This window comes from Methylobacterium nodulans ORS 2060 (assembly GCF_000022085.1).
GTDB lineage: Bacteria > Pseudomonadota > Alphaproteobacteria > Rhizobiales > Beijerinckiaceae > Methylobacterium > Methylobacterium nodulans.
The window spans coordinates 7,037,073-7,051,097 of record NC_011894.1; the positions used below are offsets into that span (position 1 = coordinate 7,037,073).

Here is a 14,025-nt window from a genome sequence, read left to right on the forward strand (position 1 = left end):
GGTCCCCTGTCGCGGAACACCGTGATTCTCAACAGGCCAGAGCGCTCCCCGCCGAAGTGGATGCCGGTTCAGCGCAAGGGAGCGCGTCACAGCAAGAGCTTGGAGCCGTGATCCGACCCGACCGGGTCGGGCACGGCTCCAAGTCCGGGCCCGGCCTCGCCGCACTTGCAGCGTTGCAGGCCCTCGTCACCATCGCGCCGCTCGCATTGCTGCCGTTCCTCGGTCTCCACGTCGTGACCATGAGCGGATCGCCAGCCGCCTGGACCGCCCTGGCATTGGCGGCCCCGGCCGTGACGACGCTTGCCCTCACACCGGCTTGGACACGCCTTGCCCGACGATTCTCCCTATCCGAGCTCATCCTCGGGACGGGTGCCCTGAGCGCGGTGAGCTGCGGGCTTCTGGCACTTGCGGCCGATCCGCTGACCTTGGTGCTGGGTCGGCTGGTCCAAGGTGCCACCGGCAGCGGCGTCGTGCTGGCACTGGCCTTCCGGTCGCTGACTCCGCAATCAGGGCGAAGCTTCACGCTGATGCAGCAGGCCGTCTCTGCCGGCTGCTTGGTCGGTCCGATCGTCGGCGGCCTGGCTTTCGAACGTGGACAGCTGGGAACCCTGATGCTCACCTGCGGCGGCTTGATCCTGCTGGCTGCGGCCGTCGCGGCTGCGGCGTGTCGCAAGAGGCTGGTTGAGCCGGAGCGCGGAACCGAACCGGATCGCCGCACCGCCCTGCCGCTGCTCGGGGCCGGCATGTGCGGCAGCGCCGGGGCTTTCGCCTTCATCGCCTTCTTTCCTGCTTGGGCAATTGCCCATGATCCAGAGATCTACACGCCGGGTCTGATCGGTTTGCTGCACAGCCTCAGCTGGCTTGTTGCTCTCGCGATCCTCCCGCTCTGGGGCCGGGGCATCGATGCCGTGGCGCCGGTTGCCGCTCTCGCGTTGTCCCTTCTCGGCTGTGCCCTGGCCTTTGCGGCGATGCCGCTCGGCCTGAGCCTTACGGCCGTCATAGCCCTCCGCCTGCTTCAAGGCGCGCTGTTTTCAGGCCAGGCCCCGGCCCTCTTCGCCGCCGTGGAAGCGGCCGGGCCGAGTCGCGTCGCTGCCATTGCGCGAGCCCGGGCGAGCCTCACCGTGGGCCAGCTCATCGGCCCCTTCGCGGCCGGACTGATGCTCGGTCCGTTCGGCCCCGGCGGTGCCCTCTGGGCGGCCGCCGGCCTCTCGCTGGCCGGTGCCGTCACCCTTCTGACCGTTCAACCACGCCTCGTCCGTGATGCCTGGAGCCGAGCCCGATGACCCGTTCCGATGCTGCGCTTGCAAAGCCGGATCCCACTGCCGCGGTCTGTCAGGCTTTCGCCACGGAGCGCTTGCTGAACACATGGCTGCGCGAATGCGCATCCGGCTCCGACCCGGCCGAGGGCGAGCGTTGTGCGATTCCCCTCGGACCCGACACGCTCCTGGCCCATTGCCTGCGGCGGTCACCGAGCGGCTTTCATCAGTGGGGCTGGCCAGTTCTGCTGCGGAAGGCGGACGGCCATACCCGCACGCTCGATGATCCCGCGGAACTCGCGCATCGCATGATCGATGCGTTGGCTCCCGAGGAGACGCCGGCGCGGGAAGCAATGAGGCGGCGCATCCTCGATGGTCTCCTGCGCTCCCGTGATCATGCGCGCGCCTGCGCCGGACGGGCTCCGGATCGCAGTCCGGCCGGGCTGGAGCAGAGCTTATGGCACGGCCATCCGTTTCACCCGCTCGCCAAGAGCATCGACGGCTTCTCGGACGCCGATTTCGAAGCCTATGCGCCCGAGCGCGGCGCAGCCTATCGCTTGTGTTGGCTGCTGGCCGATCCCGATCTCGTCGGAGATCTCTGGCGCGACCCCGACGCCAAGACACGGACGCTCGCAGCCCTTGCGGATCTCTCCAGGTTGTCGTCCGACGCGATCGGCAGCCGAATCCCGATCCCGAGCCACCCCTGGCAGGCAGCACGGCTTGAAGCCGATCCGACGATTTCGGCCCTGATCGCGGCGGGCCGCCTCACGATCACAGGCCCGAGTGGCGGTGTCGTCACTCCAACCTCCTCGGTGCGCACGGTATTTGCGCCGGAGCAGAACCTGTTCCTGAAGCTGCCGATCGCGGCGCGAATTACGAATTTCGCGCGCACCAACAGCCGCGAGCATCTGGCCCGCAGCATCGCCGCCGCTCGCGCTCTTGCGGCGATCCCGGAGAGCGTCGCTGCGTGCGGCCTCGATATCCTGAGCGAGCGCGGTGCACTCCACGTCAACCTTCCGGGTTTGGAGGCCGTCACGGGCGTGCTGGCGCGCGAGGGACCGGCGCGTCGAGCCTTTGTCGTCGCCGGCCTGCTGGAACCCGCGCCCGGCGATGGCCAGCCGATCCTCGCCGGAATGGGATGTGCTCTCACCGGCATGGAGGATGCGAAGGCGTGGCTGCACGACTACGCGAGGGTCGTGATCCTGCCGCCGTTGCGCCTCTTCGCGGCGACGGGCATCAGCCTGGAGGCACATGCCCAGAACAGCCTGCTCTCGCTTGACGCGGGTCGGCCGGCGCGCCTCGTGGTTCGGGATCTCGAAGGTGTCAGCATCGATGCGGAGCGCTTTGCCCGCCTCGCGCCCGATCTGCTCCTGGACCCGGCCGTACACTACACGCGCGCCGACGCATGGCAGCGCCTGCTCTATTACCTCATCGTGAACCAAGTCGCGCATGTGGTGGCGACAGTCGCGCGCGCCGCCCAGACCGACGAGGCCATGCTCTGGAGCTGTCTCGCCGAGGCGCTCACAAACGCGCGCGAGGATGCCGAGACCGCCGTTCTGATCAGGCGTCTGCTCGAGGCCAGGACCCTGCCGGCAAAAGCAAATTTCGTGAGCTGCCTGACTGGCCGCTCCGAGCGCCCCGACTACGTTGCCATCGACAATCCGCTTCGCTCGACCGCTTCGGCGACACGCTCACGCTGCGGCGGGACGAAGCCGGAAACGGCTCCGTCCGATCACCACGCTGCATGGGACCTCGCCGGACGACGCGTCTCGGGGCAGCTGTTGGGTGCCTTGCTGCATGAGGAATTGCTGCCCGGTTCGGTGCTCTCGCTTCGTGGTCCGGACGAAGACGTGATCGTGACGGTCACGCCGACGAGCGGCGCGGCGACCTATCGGGCCCGCGCCCGGCGCATGCGGGCCTATGGCCGCGTGCTCCTCGATCACGACAGCCTGGAGTCGGAAGCTGGCCCGGTCACCGAGGCTTCCGCCTTCGTCGCGGACCTGCTCCCCGACCTACCCGGCACGCCTGACGATCACGCCCGTTTCGCCGAGGAAGTGGCGCGAACGCAGGCAAACCACGCCATGACCCTGGCCCAGATTGCCGAAACTCGGCTCTCGGCTCTGTCCTACGACGATCTGGAGGGTCGGCTTCCGGACGGGCACCGCTATCACCCTTGCTTCAAGTCCCGCATCGGCTTCACGCCCGCCGACAATCGGGCTTTCGGTCCCGAATTCGGTGAGCCCTTGCGGCCGGTCTGGATTGCGGCCCATCGCTCGCTCGCGGTGGCGAACGCCATCGAGAGGCCAGGTCATCAAGACGAGAAGCTGCTCGGCGGAAGTCTTGATCCAGCGACCCGCGCTGCCTTTTCCGCCCGCATCACGGCGAGTGGGGGCAAGCTCGACGATTTTTTCCTGATGCCGGTCCATCCCTGGCAATGGGAGCGCGTCGCCGATGGTGCGACAGCGGCCGAGCAGCAGAAAGGATTGCTGATCCCTCTCGGGGCAAGCCCGCATGTCTATACGGCCCAGCAATCGATCCGCACCCTTGCCGACCGGACGGCACCGGACGCGCCCTCGCTGAAATTGTCGCTCTCGATCCGCAACACCTCGACGGCGCGCACCCTCGCACCCCATACGGTGCTCAATGCGCCGATCATCAGCGCTTGGCTCCATGAGGTCGCGGCAAGTGACGCTTACCTGCGCGCGAGCGGCACGATTCTCCTGGCCGAGCGCATGGGCGTTGCCGTCACGGGTCCGCTGGTCTGGGACCGAACCGGGGCGACGCGCGGCGCCCTCTCGGCGATCTGGCGCGATCCGGTCGCGCCGTACCTGGAGGACGAGGAGGCCGTTCCATTCGCAGCGCTCACGCACCTGGACGGCGAGACTCCCTTCGTCGCGGGTTGGATCGCCCGCTACGGCATTGAGGCCTGGGTCGATCGGCTGCTGACGGTCACGATGCTGCCGGTCGTGCATGTCCTGGTCGCGCGGGGCATCGCGCTCGAGAGCCACCAGCAGAACATGGTGCTCCTTCACCGTGACGGCTGGCCGACTCGCGTGGCGTTGAAGGATTTCCATGACGGGGTCCGCTTCATTCCTGAACTGCTCGGCTGCCGTCGCCCGGCCCTGCTGCCAACCCCGCCGGATCACGCCCGCGTCAACGCGAATTCGTATGTGGAGGCGCAGGACGTCGAGGACGTGCGCGACTTCATGGTCGATGCTCTGTTCGGCGTTAATTTGGCGGAACTCGGCTGGTGCCTCGATCTCTGGTTCGGATACTCCGAGTCTCGGTTCTGGCATCAGGTGATCACAATCCTGAGCAAACATTGCGCAGCCTATCCGGCCGCACGGGAGGGCGCTTTGCGTTACCGGCTCGGCTCCGAGATGCTGGTGGTCGAGGCGCTCGCCCGCCGGCGCCTCGATCCCAAAACGGCCCATGGCCGGCCGATCGCCAATCCTCTTGCGCCGCTGGCGGCTTTCCTCGCATGAGCGCGCGCCTGCGTCTGAAAACCCGGCTCGATGCGGGGTGCCCGGCAGGCGGTCTGTTCATCTCGTTGGCCGCCCCCGAAATCGTCGAGATTGCCGCGATCGCGGGTTTCGACTTCGTCCTGATCGACTTGGAGCACACGCTCCTCGACGGCGCGGCTGTGGAGCAGTTGCTCGCGGCAGCCGAGCGCACAGGCCTCAGTGCCCTCGTCCGTGTGCCGGATGCGCGTTCGGAGAGAATCCTGCAGTGTCTCGATGCCGGCGCGGCCGGCATCGTCGTGCCGCGCGTGTCCTCGCCCGCGGATGCAGAGGAAGCCGTGCGCCGGGTCCGCTACGCCCCCCGCGGAATCCGCGGCCTGAACGCCGGACGACTCGGCCGCTACGGCGACTGCGAGCTGAGAGATCTCGTCACGCGCCTCGACGGCGAGACCCTGTTGGTTGCCATGATCGAGGACGAGGATGGCGTTCGGATGGCCGCAGAGATCGCCAGGCTCGACGGCGTCGATGGTTTGCTGTTCGGCGCTGCAGACTTCTCGCAGGCGATCGGTCTTCCCTGGCAGACCAACGCTCCCGCCGTGGTTGCCGCAGGCTCTGCCGTGACGCGGGTCTGCCGAGAGGCCGGTATCCACGCTTTCGCGATTCCCCGCGCGAACGGGGACGTGTCGCGCCTCCTCGACGAGGGCGCGCTCGGCATCATCGCCGCCAACGACCGTGGCTTGCTGCGTCGAGCGCTGACGGAAACGGACCGTGCGTGGCGGGCCTCCGGAGCTGCATCATGAGCTTTTACCGACCTTCGATCGAGACTATTCTCGCGGTAACGCGCGGCGATGGCCCCATATGCGCTTTCCTCCATGACCTCAGCGCGCTGGGAGAGCAGGCTCGCGCGCTGCGCGCGCCTCTCCCGCCCGGCACCGACTTCTTCTATGCGGTGAAAGCGAACAATGACCCGCAGGTGCTGCGGGCGCTTGCTCCTCATGTGGCCGGCTTCGAGGTCGCTTCCGCTGGCGAGATCGTCCGCGTGCGTCAAGCCGTGGGATCCGCGGCCCGGATCGTGATGGGCGGCCCCGCTCGCACGGAAGGCGATATCCGCACTCTTCTGGCGTTCGGGGTCGAGCGACTGCACGTGGAGAGCGCTCAGGCCATGCGCCTCGCCAACGCGGTCGCAGCACGGGCCGGTGCGACGATTCCCGTGCTGTTGCGCGTCAATCTTGCCGGTCCGGTCCCGGGTGCGACCCTGACCATGGGCGGCGCGGCGACCCAGTTCGGCATCGAGCAATCCGCGATCCCCGATGCGCTCACCATTCTGCGCGACTGCCGCGCGTTACGGTTCGAGGGCTTCCATTTCCATACGGTATCCAACAACCGGGATGCCGCTGCCCATGCGGCCCTCTGCACCGCCGAACTGGCGATGGCCCGCGGCTTGGCCGCCGAGCACGGCCTGGACCTGAGGATCGTCAACCTTGGTGGTGGCTGGGGTGTCGACTACGCCGATCCGGACTGGCGCTTTGACGTCATCGGTTTCGCACGCGCGCTGACTCCCCACGCGAAAGGTCTTCGCTTGCAGTTCGAGTGCGGACGCATCGTCGCCGCGTATCATGCGGCATACGTCTGCGAAATCATCGACCTGAAACAGGTACACGGACGCGCTTTCGCGCTGTTGCGCGGCGGCACCCATCATTTCCGGCTGCCGAGTTCGTGGTCGCACAACCACCCCTTCGAAATCCTGCCGCGCGAGGAGTGGTCGCACCCCTGGCCCAGGCCGGAATTGCTCGACACGAAGCTCACGCTGGCTGGTGAGTTGTGCACGCCAAAGGATGTGCTCGCCCGTGACGTTCCGGTGCCGCGCGCGCGCATCGGCGATTTGGTTTGCCTGCAGATGGCGGGCGCTTACGGCTGGGACATCTCGCACCACGATTTCCTCTGCCATGCGCGGCCAGAGCGAATCTTTCTCTCCTCATCCAGAGAAACGACGGAGCAGCCCGCATGAGCACGGCCGATCTCCACTTCATTTCGCCCCATGCCCTGCGGCCGACCGAAGAGATCTGCCCGGATCGCGTGCGCGAGGTGGTCGATCTGATCGTGGCGCAGCAGGCCTGGACGCAGCCGATCTGCGTCGAGCGGACGACGCTGGCGCTCCTCGACGGTCACCATCGCCGTGCGGCTGCCATTCAACTCGGCCTCACCCGCGTACCGGTCCGCGTCTTCGACTACGAGGCCGTCGATCTGGCCTCTTGGCGTGCCGACGTCGTTCCCACTCGTGAAGAGGTGCTGCGGCGCGCCCGCGATGGCCAACTCTATCCACCCAAGACGACGCGGCACGCGTTTGGGACTGCCAAGCCAGTAAGTGTCAAACTCGCGCAGCTCCTGTAGAACTTTCGCGCGTCCACTTCGCCCAGCGCCGGGTTCATAACAGCCTCAACGTCGAGCGAACGGCATTCACCGAGCGCGCACCACCGTAGGGCCGGGTTGGGCAAGTCACTGAAGGCTGAATCATTCGAAATCCGATTGATGGCTTCGCCATGCGGATGCCGGATGAGACCATGTCAGCCCACGCGAGGAGATTGGCTCTCTCTTTCCCGGGCGCATGCAGCGGCAGCGGAATGTGGCCCGGGATCCAGCACGAGACTTGCCACGCAGCGGCTCCGTCCATCAGCACCGCCACCGCAACCGGTCAGGACGATCCGCAAGGCTCCTGATGCGGACCGGCGACCTGTGTTCCTCAATGCGACGAGCACTCCGGGCTTAGAGTCCGTTGGGAAAGGGTCATTTCATAGTGATTGACGCGAGAAGCCGAGTTATAGAGGCGAAAAGCATAGCCGCCGCCGAGATGTGAAGCAGCGTATCGTAATCCAGCTTGAGACGGCGCGACACCGTGAGAGCGCCGATGCTTTGCTCAATCCGCCATCGTTTCGGCAGAAGCACAAAGCCCTTCCCAAATTGCGGCCGTACGACCACTTCCACGACACGGCTCGTGCCAGCCTGAACCGCCTCAATGAAACGGGCCTTGTACCCACCGTCCACCACGATTGTCTTGATCCAGGGACAGAGACGAACCAAGCGCTTGACGAGCGGGATCCCGCCCTCTTGATCCTGAACGTTGGCCGGAGTGATCATCACCGCAAGCAGGCGTCCGTCGCTGTCGACCGCCAGATGCCGCTTGCGCCCCAGCACTTGTTTCGCCGCATCGTACCCGCGCTCGCCTTGCGGGGCGTCACACTTCACCGCCTGGGCATCCACAATCGCCAGCGTTGGACTGGCTTCTTTCCCGGACTTCTCACGATCCCTCATCACGAGATGATGGTTGATCCGGTCCATGTGGCCGCCATCGGTGAGCAACCGCCAGTAATCGTAGCAGAGACTGGCGGGCGGCAGATCCTTTGGCATGGCATCCCAGGGAATGCCGTACCGCTGCACGTAGCGGATGCCGTTCATGATGTCCCGAATAGGATAGGTCCGGGGCCGCCCGATCCCCTCCGCGACAGGAAGCAGTGGCTCCAGGGTGAGCCACTCGTCGTTCGTCATATCACTCGGGTATCTCTGGCTGCGACGATCATAGCGCGGCCGATTTGCAGCGGTCCAGACCAAGGAGGGGCCATTCATCCATTCGAGACGAGCAGACATGCTCTATCATCCCGCATTTTCTCTTGGCCACCCTTTCCCAACGGACTCTTAGAGCCGTGCCCGTTTCGGTTGAAACGGCCGCGGCTCTCAAGTCTTTGATTTTTCGCGCTCCCTTGCGCCGAACCGGCATCCGCTTCGGCGGGGAGCGCTCTAGAAATCGACTGTCGCTGATACCAAGAAGGTGCGAGGCGCACCTTGGCTCAGGATTCCGCGGCCGGTCGTAGCCCAGTAGTTGTTGCCTGTGACGTTGACCACATTGGCGCGGAAGGTCACAGGGCGATCCTGAACAACGGTGCTGTAGCGCAGGCCAAGATCAAGCGTAGCCCAATCCGGGATCTTTTGCGAGTTTGCCTGGTCATAATACTGTGCAGATGTGTAGATGATGCGCCCGGTCAGCGTCACGCCGGGTGCAAGCCATGGCGGAAGATCGTATTCAGCGTAAAGATTGACCTGAGCGTCAGGAACACCAACGGCGACATTGCCGTCGAACCGACCGCCCTGCGTCTTCAGCAGGCGTCCGTCGATCAGACTGAAACCGCCAAGCAAGCGAAAGCCGGGCGCGGGCTCGCCGAACACGCTGAACTCGACGCCACGGTTGCGCTGCTCGCCGTTCAGCGCGAACACGTTGTTGAGGCCCAGAAAGCCGAAGGGCTGGTTGATCTCGTAGGCGGCGAAGCCCACGCCCACGGCACCGAAATCGTACTTGGCCCCAGCCTCAACCTGGCTCGACACGATGGCTGGCAACGCTTGGTTCGCATTCGCTGCCGTGAGTGGTATGGCCGGGGAGGTTAGACCCTCGATGTAGTTGGCGTAGAGTGAGAGCCGATCTATCGGCTTCACCACCAAACCGACCCCGGGTGAGAATGCGCTGCTATCCTCGATCGCAGTTGTCGCTCCGGTACGAGCGTTGAAGCTCTTTACGTTGATACCCTGCCAGCGCCCGCCAATGGTGAGCTGTACTCGGCCATCGAATACAGACAGTGTGTCGGCAATGGCCACCGAGCGGTTGATTCGTGCAGCGGTCATCGGCAGCGCGTCAGTCTGCCCGAATGCGCTGCGAGGCGGAAAATAGGTCGGTGCATAGAGGTTGGAAGTGATGGTGCTGCCAATAGAATAGCTGACTGCACTTTGGTCGTACCAGAGGCCGACTGCCGCGACGCCCACTTCGTGCTTGACTGGACCCGTATAGAAGTGACCACGCGCTCCGACCTCGCCTGTATCTCCATTCGAGATGAATGGCAGATAGCTAATTGGATCGCGGTAATCGCCGCGAGCATTGAAGATCGTCAGAACACCACCTAGGTACTCCTGATAGAACTGACTGTGGCCGTAGGCGGCATAGACGGTGAGCTGGTCAGTGAGGTCATACTCGGCCCGCAGCGCCACTTGCTTGTTGTCGCTGTCGCGGTACTCCCAAGGCTGCTGCTGGTTCAGCCTCAGGTTTGGGGCGCGAGGAATGGGGAAGCCGGCTGCAACCGTGCGGTTGCGCAGCGGTGAGTTGAAGTCGGTCTTCTGGTATCCGAGGTCGGCGGACAGCCGCAAGCGCTCGCCGCGGTAGTCAAGCGCCAGGGCCGCAACGCCAAACTCGATCTGCTGATTATCGATGGGCGTCTTGCCAAACTGGTAGGCGCCGTTGAAGCGAACCCCCCATTCGTTGAACGCACCGTAGCGGCGACTGAAGTCCAGTGCCGTGTAGCTCTGACCATCGGAGATGTAGCCCTGGGTCACGCGCGTGAGAGGCACCTCCAACGCGCGCTTGGGGATCAGGTTGATGGTGCCGCCGATGTTGCCGAAAAGCGGGATGCCGGAGAGGAGCGTCGAGGGGCCATGGAGCACCTCCACGCGTTCGATCGGTTCGAGCGCCGGATTGAAGGCGTCGGCCACGCCATAGAGGCCGTTGAACGCGATGTCCTGGGCGAAGTACGGGAAGCCACGGATGAAGAAGCCCTGGATGCCGCTGAAGGCTGGCACATTTGTGCGCACGGCCGGGTCGTTGTTCACAACATCCTGGAGAGTGTGGGCCTGCTGATCGCGGATGAGCTTGTCGGTAAAGCTGGTTTGGCTGAAGGGCTGGTCGAAGGTGCTGCGATTGCCGAGAAAGCCGAGGCGCGAGCCGGAGCCAACCTGCCCACCGGCATAGGGCGGGGGCGGCGGTCCAACGACGGCATTTGGATTGCCCACAGATGCAGGCGCAGTACCGGGTGCCGTGCCCTGGCCGGCTCCTTCGACCACGATCTCGGAGAGCTGAATGGATCCGCCGGCAGCTTCCTGAGCTCTGGCGGCGAGGGGGCTGAGCGCGACAGTGGCCACCAGAACGGTCAGGAGGTCGGTAGACTTTCTCGACACTGGCGCGACCTGACCATGGTCTCGCAATGCTTGATTGCAGCTCATCCTACGCATCACACCTGCCTCTAGGAACGTCAGCACGGTGCCAACAAATGGCGTTCTGCAGCAAGGCTCGCAATGCCTGCGTTGGTATTAGATTTTCCCGAGTGATGTTGATGACACACCTAGGGCATGTGTTTTAATTATACTTTTTCTAAATCTAGGCATGCCCGTTCAATGCGCGTTCGCCTTCTTGTGGTGTAGTCGTGTTGGGCGATAAATGCGCGCGGCCGCAGCCGGGAACTGCCCGACCGGCTCCGCGCCCGCGTAGAGCACCGCAACGAGCTCGGCGCTCGCCTTGTCCGACCACTGCAGCTGCTCGGGCCCGAACGGCCCCATCGCGCGGTAGAAGGGGCGCTCCGCCCCACCCTGCTGTCGGGCTGGACGATGCGGCCCTCGCCCTCCAGGCGGCTTCCGGCACAAAGCCCTCATGAATCATAGGCACACCTGCCACTGACTCCCTGACGCAGAAGCGATTGCCCTGACAGCCCGCCAAGCCCCACTTGACTCCCGAATGGCTCTGTCTATCCTGGAAGACGCTATGTCCAATCGCCTTCAAAGCATCCGCCTCCTGGCACGCGCGGGCAGCCTCCAAGCAGGCTCTTAGCCCTGGCGCTTGGCTAACCTTGTCAGGGTGAGGCCAGGCCCAGGGAAAAATCTCCAGCACATAATCGTTGTTCTTCGTGCACGCCGTTGGAAACGGCTGCGCCGCGATCTGCACTGCCCGGAATAGCTGCGCGGGGCGGTCATGCTGTGAGGTGCCAGTATGGACGGAGTCCCCAGCCTCCCACCGATTACGATTTCTAATTACGATTTTGACCGTCTCGTCGTGTATGGGCTCACAGCCTACATGCACGGAGACCGTAACGTCGTTTTTCTATTTTCTGAATTGGAGCGGGCGACGGTATGCCCGGCCATGGAGCTGCCCGACCAGGTTGTTTCAGCCAATTGTCGTGTGATCTACCGGATCGATGACGAGCCATGCCTGCGGGCTCACATGCTCGTGCATCCTTGTGACTTGATAAGCCCCGACGACGAGATCTCGGCGGGCAGCCCACTTGGCATCGCGCTGCTGGGCCTGAAGGTCGGAGATCGGATGCCCTTCTGTGACACCCAGACGGGTGGTCGGCACGTGGTTGCAGTTGAAGGCGTTGGACTGCGTTTCGTCGAGGATGCTCCAAAAACGACCAGAGCATTCCTCAAGCACTAAGAGCTCTCCGTTCTCCTACAGGCCTCGGCGACGTCGCCCACTGGGGCGTGGCGATGTCGCCGTCACGGCTGTGCCTGAAGGCCGGCCCGTTTCAACGCCCCTGCAGGATGCAGATATGGTTGACCGCCATTGGCCCGTGCATGGCCGCATCACTGGACCCATCGTGATCGGCGTGTTCCTCTACGGCCACGGCAAGAACGCCTACTGGTACGGCTCGCAGCTCTCCATCGAGGAGACGCGCCGCATCGCCCCCTACCAGAACGCCACCGGCCTGCAGGTGACCTCGGCCGTGCTCGCCGACCGTCCCGGGCTGTTCCCGGAGGACATCGACGAGAGCGATCCCTGGCAGTTCCGCAACATGCTGGTCCAGTAGCAGGAGGCAGCCGCGATGCAGGGCACTCTTCATGTGATGGGCACGGGCGCTTCCGGCAAATCCGGATCGCTTGAGGCGGCATCTCGTCGGCCTGAGGTGCGTCCGCGTGTGCCCTGCTTCTCGTCTGGGCCGTGCACCAAGCGTCCTGGCTGGCAGGTCGATGCGCTCTCAAGGGCGGTACTCGGCCGCTCCCACCGCTCTCCACTGGGCAGGAGCAGGCTCAAGGAAGCCATAGACCTGACCCGTCGAGTCCTGCGCGTACCATCCGGCTACCGCATCGGCATCGTGCCGGGCTCCGACACCGGTGCCGTCGAGATGGCCATGTGGACGATGCTGGGCCCGAGGGCCGTCGAGGTCGCTGCCTGGGAAGCTTTCGGGGCCGAGTGGGTTACGGACGCGTTGAAAGAGCTGAAGATCAATCCTCGCGTTCACCAAGCACCCTATGGCGTGCTGCCGGATCTCTCTCGGATCGACACTTGGCACAACGACGTCATCTTCACCTGGAACGGCACGGCTGCGGGCGTGAAGGTGCCGAACGGCGACTGGATCGCGGCGGACCGCGAAGGCATCACGATCTGCGATGCCACCTCGGCAGCCTTTGCGCAGCCTCTGCCTTTCGACAAGCTCGATGTTGTCACCTTCTCCTGGCAGAAGGTGATGGGCAGCGAAGCTGCTCATGGCGTCTTGGTTCTGTCGCCACGCGCCGTCGCACGGATCGAGAGCCACACCCCCGCTTGGCCCGTGCCGAAGGTCTTCCGCCTCGCAAAGAACGGTAAGCTGATAGACGGCATCTTCGAGGGGGACACGATCAACACGCCCTCGATGCTCGCGGTCGAAGACTACCTTGATGCCCTGCGCTGGGCCGAGTCGATCGGCGGCCTCGACGCGCTTCACGCACGGGCCAACGCCAACGCCAAGGTGATCCATGACTGGGTGGCGCGGACCCCCTGGATTACCAATCTTGCGGTCGATTCAGCCACCTACTCGAACACGAGCGTCTGCCTCGTCATCACCGATCCCGACGTGCTCGCCAGGGGCGATGCGGCAACTGCAGCCCTGACGAAGGACATCGTCGAGATCCTGGAACGGGAGCAGGTCGCTTTCGACATCGGCGCCTACCGCGATGCGCCCCCGGGTCTTCGCATCTGGTGCGGCGGCACCGTCGAGCGTGACGATCTCGAGGCGCTTACCCCTTGGCTTGACTGGGCCTTTTCTCAGGCCAAGCGCAACCTTTGAAGCCGGACCCTGCGCACCTCGCAGCGGACCGCTCTGGCAGTAACGAAGAGAAAGCAGACTAAATTGCAGAATGCCAAAACTCGCGGTCATAGGGGTGGGCCAGCACGACCGCGGCGAGGTCGAGAGCAACCCCCCTCCGCGATCAGCCGCATGCCGGGCGTGGGGTCATCGAGGTAGCCGCGGACGGCCGCGTCGAGCCTGAAGCCAGGACACGGCGGCTGGCCCAGCGACAGGTTGGCGAGCCCGCGGCTCTATGCGAGCACGGCGGGGGGACCGGGAGACGATTCGGTGGCAAACATCGCCACGTCTTAGCGTGGCGTTAGGCTGCCAGCGCGAGAGCGACCGGCACCGTCCAGACCATCGTGGGCGCGTCGCAGACCCACGATTTTGCAAACCGTTCTGCAAACCGGGGTGCCGGCACCACCTCAAGATCAGGGCTAAGTTCCTGAAGATAAATGGTCG

Annotated in this window: 9 protein-coding genes and 1 pseudogene; 7 read left to right on the forward strand and 3 right to left on the reverse strand. The window is 64.7% G+C overall.

Annotated features, from left to right (window positions below):
• The first annotated feature begins 107 nt into the window (after positions 1-107).
• From MNOD_RS32820 to MNOD_RS32840, 5 genes are read left to right on the forward strand one after another with little or no spacing between them, the layout of a single operon-like run.
• Positions 108-1,283, forward strand: coding sequence for an MFS transporter (locus tag MNOD_RS32820; protein ID WP_043749860.1), 1,176 nt, complete (start codon positions 108-110; stop codon positions 1,281-1,283).
• On the forward strand, positions 1,280-4,741 hold the full coding sequence (locus tag MNOD_RS44505) for an IucA/IucC family protein (protein WP_015933260.1): 3,462 nt from the start codon (positions 1,280-1,282) through the stop codon (positions 4,739-4,741). The genes MNOD_RS32820 and MNOD_RS44505 overlap by 4 nt, the downstream gene beginning before the upstream one ends.
• Entirely contained in the window at positions 4,738-5,517 is a 780-nt protein-coding gene (locus tag MNOD_RS32830) for an HpcH/HpaI aldolase family protein (protein WP_015933261.1), read from the forward strand. The genes MNOD_RS44505 and MNOD_RS32830 overlap by 4 nt, the downstream gene beginning before the upstream one ends.
• Positions 5,514-6,725, forward strand: a complete 1,212-nt coding sequence (locus MNOD_RS32835; protein WP_015933262.1) for a type III PLP-dependent enzyme — start codon at positions 5,514-5,516, stop codon at positions 6,723-6,725. Before MNOD_RS32830 ends, MNOD_RS32835 begins: the two co-directional genes overlap by 4 nt.
• The gene (locus tag MNOD_RS32840; protein ID WP_015933263.1) at positions 6,722-7,108 is read left to right on the forward strand and encodes a ParB N-terminal domain-containing protein; all 387 of its coding nucleotides are present in this window, start codon (positions 6,722-6,724) and stop codon (positions 7,106-7,108) included. The genes MNOD_RS32835 and MNOD_RS32840 overlap by 4 nt, the downstream gene beginning before the upstream one ends.
• A gap of 393 nt (positions 7,109-7,501) precedes the next feature.
• On the opposite strand, the gene MNOD_RS32845 is transcribed toward MNOD_RS32840, so the two are convergent.
• From MNOD_RS32845 to MNOD_RS49575, 3 genes are all read right to left on the reverse strand, one after another.
• Positions 7,502-8,359, reverse strand: a complete 858-nt coding sequence (locus tag MNOD_RS32845) for an IS5-like element ISMno12 family transposase (protein ID WP_015927380.1) — start codon at positions 8,357-8,359, stop codon at positions 7,502-7,504.
• Positions 8,360-8,509: 150 nt separating this feature from the next.
• The gene (locus tag MNOD_RS32850) at positions 8,510-10,759 is read right to left on the reverse strand and encodes a TonB-dependent receptor (RefSeq protein WP_015933264.1); all 2,250 of its coding nucleotides are present in this window, start codon (positions 10,757-10,759) and stop codon (positions 8,510-8,512) included.
• Between the two features lie 925 nt (positions 10,760-11,684).
• Positions 11,685-11,951, reverse strand: coding sequence for a hypothetical protein (locus MNOD_RS49575; protein ID WP_244424607.1), 267 nt, complete (start codon positions 11,949-11,951; stop codon positions 11,685-11,687).
• A 169-nt stretch (positions 11,952-12,120) separates the two neighbouring features.
• Between MNOD_RS49575 and MNOD_RS32860 the strand changes: the two are divergent.
• Both MNOD_RS32860 and MNOD_RS32865 read left to right on the forward strand, forming a co-directional pair.
• Positions 12,121-12,327: pseudogene (locus MNOD_RS32860) on the forward strand (homospermidine synthase); the annotation flags it as partial.
• Positions 12,328-12,363: 36 nt separating this feature from the next.
• Positions 12,364-13,563, forward strand: a complete 1,200-nt coding sequence (locus tag MNOD_RS32865; RefSeq protein WP_015933266.1) for a phosphoserine transaminase — start codon at positions 12,364-12,366, stop codon at positions 13,561-13,563.
• Positions 13,564-14,025: the final 462 nt, after the last annotated feature.

Coding starts and splice junctions, on each gene's coding strand:
- MNOD_RS44505 (WP_015933260.1), top strand. CDS start 1,280: ATGACCCGTTCCGATGCTGCGCTTGCAAAGCCGGATCCCACTGCCGCG.
- MNOD_RS32830 (WP_015933261.1), top strand. CDS start 4,738: ATGAGCGCGCGCCTGCGTCTGAAAACCCGGCTCGATGCGGGGTGCCCG.
- MNOD_RS32835 (WP_015933262.1), top strand. CDS start 5,514: ATGAGCTTTTACCGACCTTCGATCGAGACTATTCTCGCGGTAACGCGC.
- MNOD_RS32840 (WP_015933263.1), top strand. CDS start 6,722: ATGAGCACGGCCGATCTCCACTTCATTTCGCCCCATGCCCTGCGGCCG.
- MNOD_RS32845 (WP_015927380.1), bottom strand. CDS start 8,359: ATGTCTGCTCGTCTCGAATGGATGAATGGCCCCTCCTTGGTCTGGACC.
- MNOD_RS32850 (WP_015933264.1), bottom strand. CDS start 10,759: ATGCGTAGGATGAGCTGCAATCAAGCATTGCGAGACCATGGTCAGGTC.
- MNOD_RS32865 (WP_015933266.1), top strand. CDS start 12,364: ATGGGCACGGGCGCTTCCGGCAAATCCGGATCGCTTGAGGCGGCATCT.